Origin of the sequence: Streptomyces sp. APSN-46.1 (assembly GCF_022815725.1) — a bacterium.
Lineage (GTDB): Bacteria > Actinomycetota > Actinomycetes > Streptomycetales > Streptomycetaceae > Streptomyces.
In genome coordinates this window covers 258,116-277,949 of the sequence record NZ_JALGRF010000002.1, presented here as the reverse complement: position 1 = coordinate 277,949, position 19,834 = coordinate 258,116, and the positions used below count along the sequence as shown (strand labels likewise).

The window sequence follows — 19,834 nt, the reverse complement described above, 5'->3', positions numbered from 1 at the left end:
GGCCCGGGACTCAGGTATGACGGTGTGTGCTACTTCCGGCAGGGATTCGGTTCGTCCTACGGAGGGACGCGCGGAGTGGGGTCCGTGGCGAACACTTGTTTCCATGAACCGCCGTCGCCCGCTCGTCTTCGCAGCAGCCGCCGTGGGAGCCCTCGCCGCCGCGGCCTTCGCGCTGCCCAACCTCCCGCCCAATCCACTCACCGATGCCGTCAACGACCGCATTTTCCAGGAGCGGCAGAAGCGGTTCGCGACGGCCGCCGAGGCTCCGACGCGCGGGGAGCCGGCGTTCGTGCTGCCGTCCTGGATACCGAAGGACGCCACCGATGTACGGATACGGGCGCGTGCCGGCGGCGAGGCCCGGCTGATCCGGTTCACGCTCGGCTCCGCCCCGCTGGACGGCCCGCAGTGCGGCGCCGGGAAGCCGAAGCGGCTGGCCGGGCCCGGGCTCGGGGCGAAGGCGAAGTGGTGGCCGCGTGACACCCGGGCCGAGGAGCGGCCCGAATGCCGGGACGTCCACCAGTACCAGGTCGCGGTGCGCGGCAAGCATGTCTACGCCTGGACCGACGGAACACCCTCCCCGGGCGCCCGAATACACGACCAGGCCCAGGCCCCGGCCGACGCCGCGCGGCGTTAGCTCCGCTCGTCGCGGGCGAGGGCGGTCGCCGTGGCGCGGGCGAAGGCCTCGGGGTTGTCCAGCATGATGTTGTGCCCGCAGTCCGGGACGGGGACGACGGCCACTCCGGCCGCCTCCAGCGCCTCGGCCCCGGCGAGCGGCCCGTCCGCCTCCGGGAGGAGGTAGCTGCGCGGGATCTTCAGCTCCAGCAGGAGCTCCCGCATGGTGGGCGTGGTGCCGGCGGCGAGGTGGACCGCGGTGCGGTACAGGGCCGTGCGGCCGGCCAGTCGCATGGTGGACCACCAGTGCGCGCCGACCCGGTCGCGGACCTCGGCCCAGCCGCCGGCCAGGAACTCCTCCTCGGTGTAGGAGGCGATCCCGCTGCCGCCGGTGGTGGGGACGGGGGGTGCGGGGTCCAGGTTGGCGTCCACCAGCACCAGGCGGGAGACCAGCCGGGGATGCCGGTGGGCCAGCACGATGGCCACCGCTCCGCCCATGCTGTGCGCGATGACCTCGGCGCCGTCGACTCCGGCCGTGTCGAGCGCGGCTGCCAGGGCGTCGGCGTGCGCCTCCAAGGTGTAGGAGAACTCTTCGGGGCGGTCGCTGTGCCCGTGCCCCAGCAGGTCGACCAGCAGCGAGCGCCGCCCGGCCAGCAGCGGATGTACCGCGCTCGCCGCGAAGTAGGCGGGCGCGGTCGAGCCCAGCCCGTGCAGGTACACGCGGGCGGGCTCGGCTCCGGGCAGTTCGACCCAGCGGATGCGGTCGCCTTTCGGTGTCACGACGGCACTGTGCACGGTGTGGTTCCCCCTGGGCTGCTGTGGTGGCCTGGAACGAGTGGAAGGATCAGAAGATCTGAGCGTAACCAGAGCGCCGACCGCCTCGTCTACCCTCATCGGGTGAGCGAGTACGTGAACCAACTCAGCGGCGGCGCACCCCTGATAGGCGCGCTGCCCCCGGGCAGTGCGACCGCGGCGGTGTGGTCCCTGGACACCACGCTGGACGCGGTCGGCGGGTTCCGGATCGACGATGCGCTGCCGCTCCTGGACGCGGCCGAACGGGACCGGGCCGGGCGGCTGTTGCGGGACGGCGACCGCCAGCGGTACCTCGCCTCGCACGTGGGGCTGCGGGTGCTGCTCGGCGGGTACCTGGGGCTGGCCCCGGAGAAGGTCTCGCTGATGCGGGAGGACTGCCTGTGCTGCGGCGCCCCGCACGGCCGCCCGGCGGTGGCGGACGGCGGGTTGCACTTCTCGCTGTCGCACAGCGGGGACCTGGCGTACTTCGCGTTCGCGGCGGTGCCGGTGGGGATCGACGTGGAGGGGATCCCGGACGCGGCGGCGGTGGCGGACGTACTGACCGCCCTGCATCCGGCGGAAGCGGCCGAGGTGACCGCCCTGCCCGAGGCGGACCGGCGGGTGGCGCTGGCGCGGGTGTGGTCCCGCAAGGAGGCCTACCTCAAAGGGACGGGCGCCGGCCTGTCCCTCGGTCTGGCCGACCCGTACATCGGGGCGGCACCGGCCCCGGCCGAGGTACCGGGCTGGACCCTGACGGACCTTCCGGCCCCGCTGGAGTACGCCGCCGCCCTCGCCCTCCGGGCCTGACGAGGACCCCGCCGAGCCGTCCCAACCCCACCCGGGCCGCACCCTGCGCCTCCGCCCCGGCCCCTCTCCGACTGCCGATCCGCCGCCCTTACCCTCCGGGCCTGACGAGGACCCCGCCGAGCCGTCCCAACCCCACCCGGGCCGCACCCTGCCCCTGCGCCTCCGCCCCGGCCCCTCTCCGACTGCCGGTCCACCGCCCTTACCCTCCGGGCCGTCGCGGCCACGACCCGGGACACGCCCCTGCCCCTGGCCTCCGCCGGCCGCCGCACCCCGCCGCCTCTTACCGGCCTGGGCCAGCGGGGTGCCCCTCAGCAGCCCGCAGCCCCGGCCCCTTACCCTCCCGACCCCGGCCCCGGCCCCGGCCCCGGCCGTGGCCCCCTCACCCTCCCGGCCCTAGCCCCGGCCCTGGCCCCGGTCCCAGCCCTGGCCTCAGCCCCGGCCCGGTCCCGCCCGCGGCGCGCCCGGCGGGCTGGCCTTGGCGCCTCGTTGCGGCCCGGGTAGGGCACCGCCCCGGCCGCGTCCGTCAGGGCCGCCCCACCGTCAGGCCCCCGCGGCCGGCGCCTCGTAGGCCGGCACGAGAGCCCTGCGTAGCGCCTCGGGCGCCGCCCGCCACGCCGTGGCGAAATCAGGGTCTTCGCTCGTCACCCGCCCATTATCGTGACCGCCATGGACATCCGCCCCGCCCGTACCGTCGCCGAATTCCAGGCCGCGGAGGGGCTCTTCGACGGCCCCGCCCGCCTGGACTGGTCCGAGCGCTTCCTCTCCGCGCAGGGACACCTGATGCTCATCGCCTACGTCGACGGCATCCCCGCCGGCATGGTCTCCGGCGTCGAGATGACCCACCCCGACAAGGGCACCGAGATGTGCCTGTACGAGATCTCCGTGGACGAGGGCTACCGCCGCCGCGGCATCGGCCGCGCCCTGACCCTGGCCCTCGCCGACGAGGCCCGGGCGCGCGGCTGTTACGGCATGTGGGTGGGGGTGGACACCGACAACGAGGCCGCCCTCGCCACCTACGACTCCGCCGGCGCCCGGGACGAGGGCCTTTTCGCGATGCGCGGCTGGGCCGTCTCGCCGGAACCCGGGCCACGGCCGAACCCGAGGTAGGGAGTGTTTCCCGGATCTCCGCGGCGCCGCGGAGATCCGAGAAACACCCCCTACCTCCCCCGGCGGCGTGTCGTGCGCCCACTCGGCGCACCCTCCGCGCGCCCGCGCCGCGCCTCGCCGAGCATCAGCCGCATGACCGCATTCACCGCGCTGCTCCCGGCCGCCACCCTGCTGGCGGCGGCCACCGTCCTGCCGCCACCCGCCGCCGCCCAAGCCGACTCCGACGCCCCCCAAGGCCCCGTCGCCCCCTACGTCGTGGTCCTCAGGGACACCACCACCCACCGGGCACCGCTGCGCGCCCTCGCCGCCGAGGCGGCGGAGTCGGGCGACGAGGTCGGGGCCGTCTACGACACGGCCGTCACCGGATTCGCCGTCCGCACCACGGCCGCCCGCGCCGCGGCCCTCGCCGCGGACCCCAGGGTGGCCTCCGTGGAGCCGGACGCGGAGTTCCGTACGAGCGACACGCAGACACCGGCGCCCTGGTCGCTGGACCGGATCGACCAGCGTGAGCTGCCGCTCGACGGCTCGTACGCGTACGGGACGAAGGCGCGGGGTGTCACCGCCTACATCGTGGACACCGGGATCAACACCCGCCACCAGGAGTTCGGCGGCCGCGCCCGGCGCGGCCACAACGCCGTCTTCCTCGAAACCTCCTCCGACTGCAACGGCCACGGCACGCACGTCGCGGGGACCGTCGGCGGGGCGACGTACGGGGTCGCGAAGGGGGTCTCCCTCGTCGCGGTGAAGGTGGCCGACTGCCGGGGCGCCGGGCGCCTGTCGGACATCCTGAGCGGCCTCAATTGGATGGTGAAGGACGCCGCCAAGTCGCCCGGCACCCCGGCCGTCGCGAACATGAGCATGGGCGGGACCCCCAGCTTCGCCCTGGACGCGGCGGTGAAGCGGGCGGTGCTCGCCGGGATCACCTTCACCGTGGCCGCCGGGAACGAGAACGCGAACGCCTGCGCCGGGTCGCCGGCCCGTGTCCGCGAGGCCATCACCGTCGGCGCGACCGACGCCGAGGACCGGCGGGCCCCCTTCTCCAACCACGGCCCCTGTGTGGACGTCTCGGCGCCCGGCGTGGCCGTGACCTCGGCCTGGAAAGGCTCGACCACCGCCCTCGCCCGGGCCACCGGGACCTCCATGGCGGCCCCGCACGTGACGGGCGTCGCCGCGCTGATCCTCGCGGCCGGCACGGCGAAGACCCCGGCGCAGGTGTCCGAGGCCCTCCTGCGCGGCGCCCTGCCGGACCACATCACCGCCCTCCCGACGGGCACCCCGAACCTGCTGCTGCACAGCCCGGCCGGCCGCTGAGCGGTCCCCGGGACCCTTCAGGACCCGATGTGCCATCAGACCGGTTCTGATGGCACATCAATTTCTGTGTCCTTCCACGCCCTCCACCCGAAGGGAAGTCATTGACTTCTCATCACCGCGACGCGTCAATGTCGGCCACCGCACCGGCTCGGCCTCCTCCACACAGCGGGTGGGGGGAGGGTTCGTCTGACGAAGGAGTCGCGACCCAGTGAGTACAACGTTCCGACGAAGAGTTCTGGCCGGGGCGGGCGCGTTGTCCCTGGCCCTGACGGGTGGCGTCGTGGGTCTGACGGGGACGGCGCAGGCCGCGACCAAGACCACAGCGGTGTTCGTGGAGTGCGACGCCCCGGCGCCGCAGGCCGACGGTTCCGGCAACCAGAACTTCACGGTCACCGTGCCGGACGGTGCCAAGGCCGGGGATGTCGTCCCGATCTCGATCGACCCGGGCGCCAGCCCGCTGATCCCCCAGTTCGCGGTGACCACCAAGAACACGACCAAGGTCGCGCTGCTCGTGAACGGCGCCCCGCAGACGGTCACCGGCCAGCCCGAGACGGTCACCGTCACCCCGGGCGTGCCCCTGGACCCGGGCCCGGTCACGGGCACCATCAAGATCCCGGACGGCACCGAGGGCATGACGATCGACGTCAAGCTCGACCAGATGGTCACCGACGCCGACCTCGGCGGCACGGTCTTCACCACCGTCTGCACCCCGAAGCCGCGCCCCAGCGCCGCGATCGGCTCGATCGCGGTCGAGGCCCTGCCCAAGGACCCGGTCACCACGAAGCTGACGCCCAACAGCGGCAAGGCGGGCACCGCCGTCGTCGCCTCCGGCGCCAACTTCCCGGCCGGGGCGGTGACCTGCTCCGCCCTGCTCGCCGGTGCGGCCACCGGTGACACGGGCACCGGCTCGGCGGACGCGTCCGGCATCGCCACCTGCACCGTCACCGTCACCAAGAAGGCCGACGCCATCAAGATCGACGGCTCGGTCACCCCGTACAAGTCGTTCGTGTTCCTGGAGGACCAGGCGGGTGTGAAGAACCCGGTCGACGTCGAGGTGCTGCCCGGGCCGCTGGCCCTCGGCCCGAAGGACGGCCAGCCGGCCGTCAGCTTCGGCTCGGTCACCATCAACGGCAAGGCCCAGTCGGTGGTCGGCGTCTTCAACGCCGCGACCGTCCAGGACTTCCGCGGCGGCTCGCTCGGCTGGGATGTGACGGCGACCCGTACGCCGTTCCTGAACCAGACCACCGGCCACTCGATGGCGAAGGCGCAGATCGGCATCCAGCCCTCCTGCACCGTGACCAACCCGGACAGCCCGAGCACCTGCACCGCGGGCACGCCCGGGGCGATCTCCGACACCCCGATGAAGGTGGCCTCCCAGGCCGCCGGCGGGGAGGAGCTGACCGGCGGTGAGTTCGCCGTCGGCGGCGCCGGGATGATCCAGCTCCCGCCGTTCATGTTCGCGGACACCTACCAGACGGTCGTGACCTTCTCGATCGCCTGACCGGCACAGCTCGGCTCCAGGGTGGTGCGGCGCTCCGGCCCCGCACCACCTTTCCCGCATCCCGTGCGCCACCCCCTCTGGAGACCCGCCCATGCGCACCCGCACCTCCCTGTACGGTCTGCTCCTCGGCCTGCTCCTCCTGGGCTCGGGGCTGCTCCCCGCCGCCACCGCGACGGCCGCGGACAACGGCACCTGGGGGGTCTTCCCGACGCCCCCGGCCGGAGCGGCGATGACGGACCGCGCGTACTTCTTCCACCAGGGCGCCGCCGGGACCACCGTCACCGACAGCGCGACGATCCTGAACTCCTCCGACACGGAGCTGACGTTCCAGGTCTTCGCGACCGACGCCGTCAACACCCGGGCGGGCGGCGCCTTCGCGCTGCTCCCCGTCGAGACGAAGCCCAAGGACGCCGGCGCGTGGATCACGCTGGTCCCGGAGGCCGCGGAGGCCGCGGAGGCCGCGAGCACCGTCACCGTGCCGCCCAAGGGCCGCAAGGACATCTCCTTCACGGTGAAGGTCCCCGAGGACGCGACCCCGGGCGACCACGTCGGCGGCATCGTCGCGCTCAACACCGTCGTGGAGGGCGTCCAGAAGGACGGCAAGGTCCAGGTCGGGGTCAAGCGCCAGGTCGGCGCCCGGCTGTACTTCCGGGTGCCGGGGCCGCTGACCCCCGGGCTGAGCGTGGAGGACGTGAAGGTCAGCCGGAGCGCACCGCTGGTGCCCTGGGTCAAGGACGCCCACGCCACCATCTCGTACACCCTGGTCAACCGGGGCAACGTGGTCGTCGACCCGAAAGTGGCGGTGTCCGCCGAGGGACTGTTCGGGCGGGAGGTGCTGGACCGGCCGGCGCGCGAACTGAAGCTGACGCTGCTGCCCGGGCAGCGGATCGAGCTGACCGAGCCGTGGCCGGACGCACCGCAGTTGGACCGGGTGACCGTCAACGTGGCGGCGGGCTCGGCCACGTACCCGGACCTGGCCTCGGAATCGGAGGCAGCCTTCATCGCCGTACCCTGGCCGGCCGCGGGCGCCGCACTCCTGCTGACCGGCGCCGGGATCGCCGTCCGGGTGCTGCGGCGCCGACGCCACTCGCCCCCCGCATGAGGGCGCGAGGGGCGAGTGGTGCGGCGGGCCGGCCGCCGGAATACCGGGGCCGGTCCGTCAGTGGTTGCGCGGGAACCCGAGGTCCACGCCCGCCGGGGCGTCCGAGGGGTCCGGCCAGCGGGTCGTGACGACCTTGCCGCGGGTGTAGAAGTGGATGCCGTCGTTCCCGTAGATGTGGAGGTCGCCGAAGAGCGAGTCCTTCCAGCCACCGAAGGAGTGGTAGCCCACCGGCACCGGGATCGGCACGTTGACGCCGACCATGCCCGCCTGGATCTCCAGCTGGAAGCGGCGGGCCGCGCCGCCGTCGCGGGTGAAGATCGCGGTGCCGTTGCCGAACGGCGAGGCGTTGATGAGCGCCACGCCCTCCTCGTAGGTCTCGGTGCGCAGTACGCACAGCACCGGGCCGAAGATCTCGTCGCGGTAGGCGTCGGAGTCGGTCTTCACGTTGTCCAGCAGCGACAGGCCGATCCAGTGGCCGTTCTCGAAGCCGTCGACCGTGTAACCCGTACCGTCCAGGACGACGTCCGCGCCCTGGTCGGCCGCGCCCTTCACGTACGAGGCGACCTTGTCGCGGTGGGCGGCGGTGATCAGCGGGCCCATCTCGGAGGTCGGGTCGTTGCCGGGGCCGATCTTGATCTTCTCGGCGCGCTCGCGGATCTTCTCCACCAGCGTGTCGGCGATGGAGCCGACGGCCACGACGGCGGAGATCGCCATGCAGCGCTCACCGGCCGAGCCGTAGGCGGCCGAGACCGCCGCGTCGGCGGCCGCGTCCAGGTCGGCGTCCGGCAGCACCAGCATGTGGTTCTTGGCGCCGCCCAGCGCCTGGACGCGCTTGCCGTTGGCGGAGGCGGTGGTGTGGATGTGGCGGGCGATCGGGGTGGAGCCGACGAACGACACGGCGGCGATGTCGGGGTGCGCGAGCAGCGCGTCCACGGCCACCTTGTCGCCGTGGACGACGTTCAGCACGCCCGCCGGCAGACCGGCCTCGCTCGCCAGCTCGGCGAGCTTGACGGAGGCCGACGGGTCCTTCTCGCTCGGCTTGAGGATGAAGGTGTTTCCGCAGGCCACGGCCAGCGGGAACATCCACATCGGGACCATCGCCGGGAAGTTGAACGGGGTGATGCCCGCGACCACGCCGATGGGCTGGCGGATGGCGGCGACGTCCACGCGGCTGGACACGGACGTGGACAGCTCGCCCTTGAGCTGCGCGGTGATGCCGCAGGCCAGCTCGACGATCTCCAGCCCGCGCGCGACCTCGCCCAGCGCGTCCGAGTGCACCTTGCCGTGCTCGGCGGTGATCAGTTCGGCGATGGCGTCGCGGTTGGCGTCCAGCAGGGCGCGGTAGGCGAACAGCACCTTGGTGCGGGCGGCCAGCGAGGACTGGCCCCAGCTCTCGAACGCCTCCTTCGCGACCTGTACCGCCGCGTCGACCTCCTCGGCCGAGGCGAGGGCGACCTGCGTGGTGACCTCACCGGTCGCCGGGTCGGTGACCGGGCCGTAGTTGCCCGACGCGCCCTCGACGGTCTTGCCACCGATCCAGTGGTTGACGGTCTTCATTTGCCTTGCTCCTTCACAGATGGCGACGTCGCTGCGCGGCTTGCCGGTCGTACTCTTCGCGGGCCTTGACCGCCGCCGCACGGGTCGCGGTCTCGGCCACGGGAACATCCCACCACGCCTGTGCCGGAGGCGGGCCCGACACAGTGTCGGGTGTTCGGGTCTGTGCGTAGACACATGTGGGACGGTCCGCCGCCCGCGCTTCCGCGAGGGCTTTCCGCAGGTCACCGATGGTGCGGGTACGCATCACGGCCATCCCGAGGGAGGCGGCGTTGGCCGCGAGGTCCAAGGGCAGCGGGTCGCCGCTGTACAGGCCGTCCACCCCCCGGAAGCGGTACGCCGTCCCGAATCCCTCGCCGCCCACCGCCCCGGAGAGTCCGCCGATCGAGGCGTAGCCGTGGTTGTCGAGGATGACCACGTTGACGGGGATGCCCTCCTGCACGGCGGTGACGATCTCGGTCGGGTTCATCAGGTACGTCCCGTCGCCGACCAGCGCCCACACCGGGCGGCCGGGCGCGGCGAGGGCCGTACCGATGGCGGCCGGAATCTCGTAGCCCATGCAGGAGTACCCGTACTCCACGTGGTACTGGTCGGCGGACCGGGCCCGCCAGAGCTTGTGCAGGTCGCCGGGGAGCGATCCGGCCGCGTTGATCAGGATGTCGTCGCCGTCCACGAGCGCGTCGAGCAGCCCGAGCACCTGGGCCTGGGTGGGGACGCCGTCCTCGTCGGGAGCGGCGTAGGCCCGGTCGACGCGCTGTTCCCAGAGCCGTTTCCTTTCTTTGTACGCCGACTCGTACCCGGAATCCACGCGGTGGCCGGCGACCGCCCGCCGGAGCCCCTCCAGTCCTTCGCGGGCGTCGCTCACGAGGGGCCGGGCGGCGAGCTTGTGGGCGTCGTACGGGTCGAGGTTGAGGCCGATGAACCGGACGGCGGGATGGTGGAACAGGGTCGCGGAGGCGGTGGTGAAATCCGTCAGCCGGGTCCCGGCGGCGATCACCAGATCGGCCTCCCGGGCCAGTTCGTCGGCGGTCCCGGTCCCCGTGTGCCCGACCCCGCCCACCTCGGCGGGATGGTCGTGGGGGAGGGCGCCCTTGCCGGCCTGGGTGCTGGCCACGGGGATCCCGGTGGCCTCGGCGAACTCCGCCAGGGCGGCCTGGGCCGCGCTGTGCCGGATCCCGCCGCCGGCGATGAGCAGCGGGCGCGCGGAGCCCCGTACGAGCTCGGCGGCCCCGGCGAGCTCCGCCCGGTCGGGGCGGGGCCGCCGCACGCCCCACACCCGTTCGCGGAAGAACGCGTCGGGCCAGTCCCAGGCCTCGGCCTGGACGTCCTGCGGCAGGGCGAGGGTGACGGCCCCGGTCGTTACCGGGTCGGTGAGCACCCGCATGGCCTGGAGGGCGGCCGGGATCAGGGCCTCGGGGCGGGTGACGCGGTCGAAGTAGCGGGAGACGGGCCGCAGCGTGTCGTTGACGGAGATGTCGCCGGCGGAGGGGACTTCGAGCTGCTGGAGCACCGGATCGGCGGGCCGGGTGGCGAAGCTGTCGCCGGGCAGCAGGAGCACCGGGATCCGGTTGATGGTGGCGAGGGCCGCACCGGTCACGAGGTTCGTCGCCCCGGGGCCGATGGAGGTGGTGACGGCGTGCGCGGAGAGCCGGCCGGACTGGCGGGCGTACCCGACGGCGGCGTGCACCATGGCCTGCTCGTTGCGGCCCTGGAGGAACGGCATGTCCTGCCGACCGGTCTCCAGGAGCGCCTGGCCGATGCCGGCGACGTTGCCGTGGCCGAAGATCCCCCAGGTGGCGGCGATGAGCCGGTGGCGGCGGCCGTCGCGCTCGGTGTACTGGCGGGCCAGGAACCGTACGAGGGCCTGTGCCACGGTCAGCCTCGTCATGCGCCGTCCTCCGCTCGGTCTCGGTCGTGTTCTCGGTCTCGTTCTTGGTCTCGGTCTCGTTCTTGGTCGCGTTCTCGTTCCCGCGGCGAACCGGAGAACGGCAGTCTGGGGTCGATGTCCTGGTCGGCCCAGGTCCCGCGGATCCAGCCGTGGTCGGGGTGGTCGCAGATCAGCCACTCCCGCGTCGATCCGGGCCCGGCCATCACGTTGAGGTAGTACATGTCGTGCCCGGGCACGGCGATGGACGGCCCGTGCCAGCCGTCCGGAATCAGTACCGCGTCCCCGCTCCTCACCTCGGCGAGGATGTCGGTCTTCCCTGCCGGGGAGGGGGTGACACGCTGATACCCGAGCCCGGGTGTGTCCCCGTGCGGGGCGATCTCGAAGTAGTAGATCTCCTCCAGCCGGGACTCCTCCCCCGGCCGGTACTCGTCGTGCTTGTGCGGCGGGTACGAGGACCAGTTGCCGCCGGGGGTGAGCACCTCGACGGCGATGAGCCGGTCGCACGCGAAGGTGTCGGCGGCGGCGAAGTTGTTGACCTGGCGGGAACACCGCCCGGCCCCGCGCAGCTCGACCGGTACCCCGGCCGCAGGACCGTACCGGGCGGGCAGCACGTTCTCGCACCGCGCCCCGACCAGCGCGAACCGCCCTCCGGCGGCCGACACGATCTCCGCGTGCGCGTCCCGGGGCACGTACGCGAAGTCGGTGGGGCCGTGGAACACCCCTTCTCGCCCGCGCAGTTCGAAGACCTGCGGTCCGCTGCCGGGGCTCCGCCCCAGACCCCGCGCCTCAAACGCCGGCGAGGCTGGACTCGGCAGGCAGCGGACCTCGCACCCGCCCGAGAGCGGGAGCACGATCCACTCGCACTCCCCCGACTCGAACCCGTACGCCTCCCCCGGCTCAAGGTCCAGCACCCGCAGCCGCGTCCATTCCATCCCCGTCTCAGACAGCACCGGCACGGCCCAGCACCTCCTCCACCTCGGCCGGAAACGGCATCGCCGTCGAGCACGCCAGCCGCGAGGCCACGATCGCCCCGGCCGCGTTCGCGTAGCGCATCACCCGCTCCAGGTCCCACCCGGCGAGCAGCCCGTGACACAGGGCGCCGCCGAACGCGTCGCCCGCCCCGAGCCCGTTCACGACCTGGACCGGGACCGGCGGGACCTCGACCGCGGTGCCGTCGCGGTGCACCGCGAGGACGCCCTTGGGCCCCTGTTTGACCACCGCCAGTTCCACGCCGGCCGCCAGCAGCGCACGGGCCGCCGCGCGGGGGTCCTTCTCTCCCGTCGCGATCGCGCACTCCTCGGCGTTGCCGACCGCGACCGTCGCCAGGCCCAGCGCCCGCTCGTACCAGGGCCCCGCCTCCCCCGACCACAGCATCGGCCGCCAGTCCAGGTCGAAGACGGTGATCCCGGACTTCGCCCGGGCCTCCAGCGCGGCCAGGGTCGCGGCGCGGCTCGGCTCGGCGCTCAGGCCCGTGCCCGTCATCCAGAACACCTTCGCGGCCCGCACCGCCTCCGTGTCCACCTCTCCCGGCTCGATCTCCAGGTCCGGCGCCTTCGGCAAGCGGTAGAAGTAGAGCGGGAAATGGTCCGGCGGGAAGATCTCGCAGAACGTCAGCGGTGTCGGGTACCCGGGCACCTCCGCCACCCACCGGTCATCGACGCCGAACCCCCGCAGCTCCGCCCGCAGGTACGCGCCGAAGGGATCCGCGCCGGTCCGGGTGATCACCGCGACCCGCCGCCCCAGCCGGGCCGCCGCGACGGCGACGTTCGTCGGTGATCCGCCGAGGAACTTCCCGAAGGTGTCGGCCTCCGCGAGCGGTACGCCCGTTCTCAGCGGGTAGAGATCCACCCCGATCCGCCCCATCGTGATCAGGTCGATCGCGTCGCTCGCGTCGCTCACGTCGATCGCGTTACCGTCCGCGGTGGTCACAGGCAGTCCTCCCACTCGTCCCGCACCCTAAGGTGGCCGTCATGACGTCCTCCCCACCCCCGTTGACCCGTATCCGCGTCGGTTCGGCTCCGGACTCGTGGGGTGTCTGGTTTCCGGACGATCCCCGGCAGACCCCGTGGGAGCGCTTCCTCGACGAGGTGGCCGACGCGGGGTACGAGTGGATCGAACTCGGCCCGTACGGCTACCTCCCCACCGATCCCGCCCGCCTCACCGACGAGACCGCCGGACGCGGGCTGCGCGTATCGGCCGGAACCGTCTTCACGGGACTCCATCACGGGCCCGCCGTATGGGAGGAGACCTGGGAGCACGTGTCGCGGATCGCGGCGCTCACCCAGGCCATGGGCGCCGCCCATCTCGTGGTCATCCCGTCGTTCTGGCGGGACGACAAGACCGGCAAGGTGCTGGAGGACCGCACCCTCACCCCCGGTCAGTGGCGCGAACTGACCACCCGGACGGAGCGGCTGGGCCGGGAGGTCCAGGACCGCTACGGGCTGCGGATCGTCGTCCACCCGCACGCCGACACCCATATCGACACCCCGGAGAACGTGGCCCGTTTCCTGGACGCCACCGACCCGGAGCTGGTCTCCCTCTGCCTGGACACCGGGCACTACGCCTACTGCGGCGGCGACAGCGTCCAGGCCATCGAGGCCTTCGGAGAGCGGATCGGCTACCTCCACCTCAAGCAGGTGGACCCCGCGATCCTCGCCGAAGTGGTGTCGGGCCAGGTGCCGTTCGGGCCGGCCGTGGCCCGCGGGGTGATGTGCGAACCGCCGTCGGGGGTGCCCGCGCTGGAGCCCGTCCTGGCCGCCGCGCAGCGGCTCGGCGTGGACCTCTTCGCCATCGTGGAGCAGGACATGTACCCCTGCCCGCCCGAGAAGCCGCTGCCGATCGCCCGTCGTACCCGCTCCTACCTGCGCTCCTGCGGCGCACGCTGACCCTCGCATCGGGAAGGACCCTGACCATGAGCAGCACGCTCGGCATCGCCGTCATCGGCACCGGGAAGATGGGCGCCGACCATGTCCGCCGGATCGGCCGGACGGTCGGCAGGGCCCGGGTGGTGGCCGTGGCCGACCCGGACGGGGACCGGGTCAAGGAGGTCGCCCGTGACCTGGAGGGCGCGAGCGCCCACATCGACCCGGCGGCCGCCATAGCCGCGCCCGGGGTGCGGGCCGTACTGATCGCCTCCCCCGGGCCCGCCCATGAGGAAGCGATCCTGCACGCCCTGGAGCGGGAGCTGCCGGTGCTGTGCGAGAAGCCGCTGACCCCGGAGCCGGCGGGGGCCCTGCGGATCATGGAGGCGGAGCAGCGGCTGGGCCGCAGGCTCGTCCAGGTGGGCTTCATGCGGCGCTACGACACCGAGTACGAGCGGCTGAAGCAGCTGCTGGACGCGGGCGGGATCGGGCGGCCGCTCTTCCTGCACTGCCGACACCGCAACGCCGCCTCGCCCTCCTTCTTCACCAGCGACATGCTGATCAGCGACTCGGTGGTGCACGAGGTGGACGCCGCCCGCTGGCTGCTGGGCCAGGAGATCACCGCCGTGTCGGTGCTCTCGCCCACGCCCTCCTCGGCGGCCCCCGAAGGGCTGCGCGACCCCCGGCTGGTCCTGCTGGAGACCTCGGGCGGGGCGATCGTGGACGTGGAGATCTTCGTCAACTGCGGCTTCGGCTACCAGGTGCGGTGCGAGGCGGTCGGCGAGACGGGCAGCGCCCGGATCGGCGACGGCCACGCGATGGTGGTCCAGTCCGCCGGCCGGTGGGGCGGGGAGATCGCCCAGGACTTCACCGTGCGCTTCGCCGACGCCTACGACCGCCAGTTGCGGGGCTGGGTGGCCCAGGCCGCCCGGGGGCGGGTCGAGGGCCCCACGGCCTGGGACGGCTACGCCGCGGCCGCCGTCTCCGAGGCGGGTCTCACCGCCGCGCGCACCGGCGTACGGACCGTGGTGGAGCTGGCGGACCGGCCACCCCTCTACGGCTGACCGCCGCCCCCGGGCCCCTCCTCCCGGCTTCGCCCCGGGTTACCCCAAGTGCCGTATCTGTCACAGGTGTCGCCCTTGTGTCACACATATCCGCATCACGCGGGTCTTCCGTCACAGGCGATCAACAGCCGCTCCCCAGCCTTCACCCTGTGTCGTTGTCCGGGCAGAACCCGAGTGATCGTCACTGTCCACGTGCCGGCTCCCCCGACGGCCTCCCGGCCGGCCCCGCGGCGTGGACAAGGAGGTGTCGTTGATGAGCGACCGACAGCTGTGGTCGTACAAGGAGATCGCCGCCCACATCCGGGTCCAGCCGGACACCGTGCGCTCCTACCGCAAGCACGGGCTGCTCCCTTCACCTGACCACGTGGAGGGCGGCAAGCCCTACTGGTACGCCGACACCATCCGGGTCTGGGTGGCCCGCCGCCCCGGCAACCGGAGCCGCCGCGAGGACTGACCCGACCGGCCGGGGCCCGGATCCAGGACCGGGCCGGAAAGAACCCGGGAGGATGCTCGCTTCATACCCCCTAGGGGTATAGTCTCGAAGTGTCGGGAGGACGGTGGAGAGATACGCCGTACCTTCCGGCGACCGGACACGCACGCCCCCGAAGAGGAGAACGACATGACCGCCGAGACGGAAACCCAGCAGTCGGCCGGTTCCTGCTGCTCCACCACCGGCTCTTGTGGCGACACCGCGGCCGACGTCCAGATCGGCTCCGTCACCACGGTCTACCGGGTGACGGGCATGACCTGCGGCCACTGCGAAGGCGCCGTGACCGCCGAGCTCAGCGCCCTGCCCGGCGTCAGCTCGGTCAAGGCCGTCGCCGCGACCGGCGAGGTCACGGTGGTCTCCGCCGCCCCGCTCGCCGAGGACGACGTACGCGCCGCCGTGGACGAGGCCGGGTACGAGTTCGCGGGCCTCGGCGGCACCTCCCGACCGTAGCCGGGGAGCCTTCTCCGCACCGCCGCACCGCCGCACGCGCAGCGCACAGCAGACGCACCACACGCAGCACCGCGCCGGGCCGTACCGGCCAGCTCATACTGGTCCCGTACGGCCCGGCCCTCCCCCTGGAGCCGGACATGAGCAGCAGCACAGTGCACGACGGACCCATAGCGCAGGCCGACACGGCCGAGGTCGAGCTGACCATCGGCGGGATGACCTGCGCCTCCTGCGCCGCCCGCATCGAGAAGAAGCTGAACCGGATGGACGGGGTCACCGCCACGGTGAACTACGCCACCGAGAAGGCCCGGGTCTCGTACGCCGGTGACGTAGGCGTCGCCGACCTGATCGCGACCGTCGTGAAGACCGGGTACACCGCCGAGGAACCCCCGCCACCGGCACCGGAACCCGCAGCGGAACCCACGGCGGAGGCGGGAGCCGCGGCGACAGCGGCCGCGCCGGAGGTACGCGATCCCGAGCTGGCCGCGCTGCGCCAACGGCTGCTGGTTTCCGCGGTGCTCGCCCTCCCCGTCGTGCTGCTCTCCATGATCCCGGCCCTCCAGTTCGACAACTGGCAGTGGCTCTCGCTCACCCTCGCCGCCCCCGTGGTCGTCTGGGGCGCCCTCCCCTTCCACAAGGCCGCCTGGACCAACGCCCGGCACGGCGCCGCGACCATGGACACCCTGGTCTCGGTCGGCACGCTCGCCGCCTTCGCCTGGTCCCTGTGGGCCCTGTTCTTCGGCCACGCCGGAATGCCCGGCATGCGGCACGGCTTCGCCCTCACCATCGCGCGCACCGACGGTTCCTCCGCCATCTACCTGGAGGTCGCGGCCGGCGTCGTCGGCTTCATCCTGCTCGGCCGCTACCTGGAGGCCCGCTCCAAGCGGAAGGCTGGCGCCGCGCTCAGGGCCATGCTGGAGCTGGGCGCCAAGGACGTCGTCGTCCTGCGCGCGGGCACGGAGGTACGGATCCCGGTGGCGCGGCTCGCGGTCGGGGACCGGTTCGTCGTCCGCCCGGGCGAGAAGATCGCCACCGACGGCACGGTCGTCGAGGGCAGCTCCGCCGTGGACGCCTCCATGCTGACCGGCGAGTCCGTCCCGGTCGAGGTCGCGGTCGGCGACTCCGTCACCGGCGCCACCGTCAACGCCTCCGGCCGGCTCGTCGTCGAGGCCACCCGGGTCGGCGCGGACACCCAGCTCGCCCGGATGGCCAAGCTGGTCGAGGACGCACAGAGCGGCAAGGCCGAGGTGCAGCGCCTCGCCGACCGGATCTCCGGCGTCTTCGTGCCGGTCGTGCTGCTGCTCGCGCTCGGCACCTGGGTGACCTGGCTGCTGATCACCGGCGACCCGACCGCCGCCTTCACCGCCGCCGTGGCCGTCCTGATCATCGCCTGCCCCTGCGCCCTCGGGCTGGCCACCCCGACCGCGCTGATGGTCGGCACCGGCCGGGGAGCGCAGCTCGGCATCCTGATCAAGGGCCCCGAGGTGCTGGAGTCCACGCGCCGCGTGGACACCGTCGTCCTGGACAAGACCGGAACCGTGACCACCGGACGGATGACCCTGGTCGGCGTCCACCCCGCCGAAGGCGTCGACGAGAAGCAGCTGCTCCGTCTCGCGGGCGCCCTGGAGCACGCCTCGGAGCACCCGATCGCCCGGGCCATCGCCGCCGGCGCGGCCGCGAGGGCGGGGGCCCTGCCCCACGCGGGCTTCGAGAGCTTCGAGGCCCCGTCTCCCTCCAAGGCCCCGTCTCCCTTCGACGCCCCTTCGTCCTTCGACAACGTGCCCGGCCTCGGCGTCCAGGGCGTGGTGGACGGGCACGCCGTCCTGGTCGGCCGGGAGAAGCTGCTGGCCGACTGGTCGATCACCCTGCCGGCCGGGCTCGCCGAGGCCAAGGCGGCCGCCGAGGCGGCGGGCGCCACCGCGGTCCTGGTGGCCTGGGACGGGGCGGCCCGCGGCGTCCTGACCGTGGCCGACGCGGTCAAGGAGACCAGCGCGGAGGCGGTGTCCCGGCTGCGGGCGCTGGGCCTCACCCCGGTCCTGCTGACCGGCGACAACAAGGCCGTGGCCGAGACGGTGGCCCGCGAGGTGGGCATCGACGAGGTGATCGCCGAGGTGCTCCCGCAGGACAAGGTGGATGTCGTACGACGCCTCCAGGCGCAGGGCCGTACGGTCGCGATGGTGGGCGACGGGGTGAATGACGCCGCCGCCCTCGCCCAGGCCGATCTGGGCCTGGCCATGGGCACCGGAACCGACGCCGCGATCGAGGCGGGCGACCTGACCCTCGTACGGGGCGATCTGCGGGTCGCGGCGGACGCGATCCGGCTCTCCCGCCGAACCCTCGCCACCATCAAGGGCAACCTGTTTTGGGCCTTCGGCTACAACGTGGCGGCGCTTCCGCTCGCGGCCGCCGGACTGCTCAACCCGATGATTGCAGGGGCCGCGATGGCGTTCTCCTCCGTTTTCGTGGTGAGCAACAGCCTCCGGTTGCGATCCTTCCGATAGTGACCCACCTCCTTCACTCGGACACCGTTTCTTCACAAGAGACGCAAATCACAGTGATGAGAGCGTAACCATCCGGGGATCGGGTGGGTCTAATGGGGCGATGCCAAGAACGTCTTGGGGGACGTTCATGGGGGTCTTGGGGGACGTCCAGGGCATCAGCCGGCCGGGACGCGTGCTCACCGGAGAGCTTTGAGCGGCCCTCCCGACTCGTGCGGGTCCCGGCAAAAACCCATGGGAGCGCGCCTTGTGCGCGCTCCTCTCCGACGCCCCGGCTCGGGTCCCGTGGGGGGAATCCGTTCCGGGGAAAGGAAAGCGCCCCGATCCGTCGACCCGTGGGGGGATCGACGGCGGGGCGCTTTTCGCTGCCTTGGCGGGCCTTCAGCCCTTTACGGGCCTCAGGGCCTGAGCGGTCTCAGCGGGCCTCGACCGGGACGAAGTCACGCAGGACCTCGCCGGTGTAGATCTGGCGCGGGCGGCCGATGCGGGAGCCCGGCTCCTTGATCATCTCGTGCCACTGGGCGATCCAGCCGGGAAGGCGGCCGAGCGCGAAGAGCACGGTGAACATCTCGGTCGGGAAGCCCATGGCCCGGTAGATCAGGCCGGTGTAGAAGTCCACGTTCGGGTAGAGGTTGCGCTCGACGAAGTACTCGTCGGCCAGCGCGTGCTCTTCCAGCTTGAGCGCGATGTCGAGCAGCTCGTCGTCCTTGCCGAGCGACGAGAGGACATCGTGCGCCGCCGCCTTGATGATCTTCGCCCGGGGGTCGAAGCTCTTGTAGACGCGGTGCCCGAAGCCCATGAGGCGGACGCCGTCTTCCTTGTTCTTCACCTTGCGGATGAAGGCGTCGACGTCGCCGCCGTCGGCCTTGATGCCTTCCAGCATCTCCAGCACCGACTGGTTGGCGCCACCGTGCAGCGGGCCCCACAGGGCCGAGATGCCGGCCGAGATCGAGGCGAACATGTTCGCCTGCGAGGAGCCGACCAGACGCACGGTGGAGGTCGAGCAGTTCTGCTCGTGGTCCGCGTGCAGGATCAGCAGCTTGTCGAGCGCCGCGACCACGACCGGGTCCAGGTCGTACTCCTGGGCCGGCACGGAGAACGTCATGCGCAGGAAGTTCTCGACGTAGCCGAGGTCGTTGCGCGGGTAGACCACCGGGTGGCCGACCGACTTCTTGTACGCGTAGGCCGCGATCGTCGGAAGCTTGGCCAGCAGCCGGATCGTCGAGAGGTTCCGCTGCTTCTCGTCGAACGGGTTGTGGCTGTCCTGGTAGAAGGTGGACAGCGCGCTGACGACGGACGACAGCATCGCCATCGGGTGCGCGTCACGCGGGAAGCCGTCGTAGAAGCGCTTGACGTCCTCGTGCAGCAGCGTGTGCTGGGTGATTTCGTTGCGGAACGACGCGAGCTGGTCGACGGTCGGCAGCTCACCGTTGATCAGCAGGTACGCGACCTCGATGAAGGTCGAACGCTCGGCCAGCTGCTCGATCGGGTAACCGCGGTAACGCAGGATTCCCTGCTCACCGTCGAGGTAGGTAATCGCGGACTTGTAGGCGGCCGTGTTTCCGTAGCCACTGTCCAGAGTGACGAGCCCGGTCTGGGCCCGCAGCTTCGAGATGTCGAAGCCCTGGTCACCGACGGTGCTCTCGACCACCGGGTAGGTGTATTCACCGTCCGCGTACCGGAGTACTACAGAGTTGTCGCTCACGTCATCCCTCACCGACGTAGTGCCTCTTCTTCGAGGTGCCCTGACTGCCTCTACCTTCCCCCATTTGGCGCAGGTGAGTGCACTCGGGGTCGGCC

General features: G+C 72.4%; 17 protein-coding genes. 11 read left to right on the top strand and 6 right to left on the bottom strand.

Annotated features, from left to right (window positions below):
• Positions 1-103: 103 nt before the first annotated feature.
• Positions 104-634, top strand: a complete 531-nt coding sequence (locus MTF65_RS07885; protein WP_243627589.1) for a hypothetical protein — start codon at positions 104-106, stop codon at positions 632-634.
• Here MTF65_RS07885 and MTF65_RS07880 read toward each other — a convergent pair.
• Positions 631-1,407: an alpha/beta fold hydrolase gene (locus MTF65_RS07880; protein ID WP_243627588.1), complete on the bottom strand. Its 777-nt coding sequence runs from the start codon at positions 1,405-1,407 to the stop codon at positions 631-633. The genes MTF65_RS07885 and MTF65_RS07880 overlap by 4 nt on opposite strands.
• A gap of 102 nt (positions 1,408-1,509) precedes the next feature.
• Here MTF65_RS07880 and MTF65_RS07875 point away from each other — a divergent pair, with 102 nt between their 5' ends.
• The 5 genes from MTF65_RS07875 to MTF65_RS07855 all read left to right on the top strand — a co-directional run bounded on the left by MTF65_RS07875 (position 1,510) and on the right by MTF65_RS07855 (position 7,232).
• A complete protein-coding gene (locus MTF65_RS07875) occupies positions 1,510-2,211 on the top strand; it encodes a 4'-phosphopantetheinyl transferase superfamily protein (protein WP_243627587.1) in 702 nt (233 codons plus the stop codon).
• A gap of 666 nt (positions 2,212-2,877) precedes the next feature.
• A complete protein-coding gene (locus MTF65_RS07870) occupies positions 2,878-3,318 on the top strand; it encodes a GNAT family N-acetyltransferase (protein ID WP_243627586.1) in 441 nt (146 codons plus the stop codon).
• A 132-nt stretch (positions 3,319-3,450) separates the two neighbouring features.
• Positions 3,451-4,629, top strand: coding sequence for a S8 family peptidase (locus MTF65_RS07865; RefSeq protein WP_243627584.1), 1,179 nt, complete (start codon positions 3,451-3,453; stop codon positions 4,627-4,629).
• Positions 4,630-4,837: 208 nt separating this feature from the next.
• A complete protein-coding gene (locus tag MTF65_RS07860; protein WP_243627581.1) occupies positions 4,838-6,130 on the top strand; it encodes a hypothetical protein in 1,293 nt (430 codons plus the stop codon).
• Between the two features lie 91 nt (positions 6,131-6,221).
• Positions 6,222-7,232 carry a WxL protein peptidoglycan domain-containing protein gene (locus tag MTF65_RS07855; protein ID WP_243627578.1) on the top strand — a complete coding sequence of 337 codons (1,011 nt, stop codon included), beginning with the start codon at positions 6,222-6,224 and terminating at the stop codon, positions 7,230-7,232.
• A 57-nt stretch (positions 7,233-7,289) separates the two neighbouring features.
• On the opposite strand, the gene MTF65_RS07850 is transcribed toward MTF65_RS07855, so the two are convergent.
• From MTF65_RS07850 to iolC, 4 genes are read right to left on the bottom strand one after another with little or no spacing between them, the layout of a single operon-like run.
• Positions 7,290-8,789 carry a CoA-acylating methylmalonate-semialdehyde dehydrogenase gene (locus tag MTF65_RS07850; protein WP_243627576.1) on the bottom strand — a complete coding sequence of 500 codons (1,500 nt, stop codon included), beginning with the start codon at positions 8,787-8,789 and terminating at the stop codon, positions 7,290-7,292.
• A 13-nt stretch (positions 8,790-8,802) separates the two neighbouring features.
• The gene (gene iolD / locus MTF65_RS07845; protein ID WP_243627575.1) at positions 8,803-10,674 is read right to left on the bottom strand and encodes a 3D-(3,5/4)-trihydroxycyclohexane-1,2-dione acylhydrolase (decyclizing); all 1,872 of its coding nucleotides are present in this window, start codon (positions 10,672-10,674) and stop codon (positions 8,803-8,805) included.
• Complete coding sequence (gene iolB / locus MTF65_RS07840; protein WP_243628611.1) at positions 10,671-11,606, bottom strand: 5-deoxy-glucuronate isomerase; 936 nt, start codon at positions 11,604-11,606, stop codon at positions 10,671-10,673. Before iolB ends, iolD begins: the two co-directional genes overlap by 4 nt.
• 7 nt (positions 11,607-11,613) lie before the next feature.
• Positions 11,614-12,537 (bottom strand): 5-dehydro-2-deoxygluconokinase, encoded by a 924-nt coding sequence (gene iolC / locus MTF65_RS07835; RefSeq protein WP_243628610.1) that lies wholly within the window; start codon positions 12,535-12,537, stop codon positions 11,614-11,616.
• 107 nt (positions 12,538-12,644) lie between these two features.
• On the opposite strand from iolC, the gene MTF65_RS07830 reads away from it, so the two are divergent.
• The 5 genes from MTF65_RS07830 (at position 12,645) to MTF65_RS07810 (ending at position 18,037) form a co-directional block, all read left to right on the top strand.
• Entirely contained in the window at positions 12,645-13,559 is a 915-nt protein-coding gene (locus MTF65_RS07830) for a sugar phosphate isomerase/epimerase (RefSeq protein WP_243627573.1), read from the top strand.
• A gap of 26 nt (positions 13,560-13,585) precedes the next feature.
• Positions 13,586-14,599, top strand: coding sequence for a Gfo/Idh/MocA family protein (locus tag MTF65_RS07825; protein WP_243627571.1), 1,014 nt, complete (start codon positions 13,586-13,588; stop codon positions 14,597-14,599).
• A 253-nt stretch (positions 14,600-14,852) separates the two neighbouring features.
• Positions 14,853-15,053, top strand: coding sequence for an AlpA family transcriptional regulator (locus MTF65_RS07820; protein WP_243627570.1), 201 nt, complete (start codon positions 14,853-14,855; stop codon positions 15,051-15,053).
• 165 nt (positions 15,054-15,218) lie between these two features.
• A complete protein-coding gene (locus tag MTF65_RS07815; RefSeq protein ID WP_243627569.1) occupies positions 15,219-15,539 on the top strand; it encodes a heavy-metal-associated domain-containing protein in 321 nt (106 codons plus the stop codon).
• A 137-nt stretch (positions 15,540-15,676) separates the two neighbouring features.
• Complete coding sequence (locus tag MTF65_RS07810) at positions 15,677-18,037, top strand: cation-translocating P-type ATPase (RefSeq protein WP_243627568.1); 2,361 nt, start codon at positions 15,677-15,679, stop codon at positions 18,035-18,037.
• Positions 18,038-18,449: 412 nt separating this feature from the next.
• On the opposite strand, the gene MTF65_RS07805 is transcribed toward MTF65_RS07810, so the two are convergent.
• A complete protein-coding gene (locus MTF65_RS07805) occupies positions 18,450-19,739 on the bottom strand; it encodes a citrate synthase (protein WP_243627567.1) in 1,290 nt (429 codons plus the stop codon).
• Positions 19,740-19,834: the final 95 nt, after the last annotated feature.

Coding starts and splice junctions, on each gene's coding strand:
- MTF65_RS07885 (WP_243627589.1), top strand. CDS start 104: ATGAACCGCCGTCGCCCGCTCGTCTTCGCAGCAGCCGCCGTGGGAGCC.
- MTF65_RS07820 (WP_243627570.1), top strand. CDS start 14,853: ATGAGCGACCGACAGCTGTGGTCGTACAAGGAGATCGCCGCCCACATC.
- iolD (WP_243627575.1), bottom strand. CDS start 10,674: ATGACGAGGCTGACCGTGGCACAGGCCCTCGTACGGTTCCTGGCCCGC.
- MTF65_RS07865 (WP_243627584.1), top strand. CDS start 3,451: ATGACCGCATTCACCGCGCTGCTCCCGGCCGCCACCCTGCTGGCGGCG.
- iolB (WP_243628611.1), bottom strand. CDS start 11,606: ATGGAATGGACGCGGCTGCGGGTGCTGGACCTTGAGCCGGGGGAGGCG.
- MTF65_RS07810 (WP_243627568.1), top strand. CDS start 15,677: ATGAGCAGCAGCACAGTGCACGACGGACCCATAGCGCAGGCCGACACG.
- MTF65_RS07870 (WP_243627586.1), top strand. CDS start 2,878: ATGGACATCCGCCCCGCCCGTACCGTCGCCGAATTCCAGGCCGCGGAG.
- iolC (WP_243628610.1), bottom strand. CDS start 12,537: ATGGGGCGGATCGGGGTGGATCTCTACCCGCTGAGAACGGGCGTACCG.
- MTF65_RS07825 (WP_243627571.1), top strand. CDS start 13,586: ATGAGCAGCACGCTCGGCATCGCCGTCATCGGCACCGGGAAGATGGGC.
- MTF65_RS07815 (WP_243627569.1), top strand. CDS start 15,219: ATGACCGCCGAGACGGAAACCCAGCAGTCGGCCGGTTCCTGCTGCTCC.
- MTF65_RS07830 (WP_243627573.1), top strand. CDS start 12,645: ATGACGTCCTCCCCACCCCCGTTGACCCGTATCCGCGTCGGTTCGGCT.
- MTF65_RS07850 (WP_243627576.1), bottom strand. CDS start 8,789: ATGAAGACCGTCAACCACTGGATCGGTGGCAAGACCGTCGAGGGCGCG.
- MTF65_RS07855 (WP_243627578.1), top strand. CDS start 6,222: ATGCGCACCCGCACCTCCCTGTACGGTCTGCTCCTCGGCCTGCTCCTC.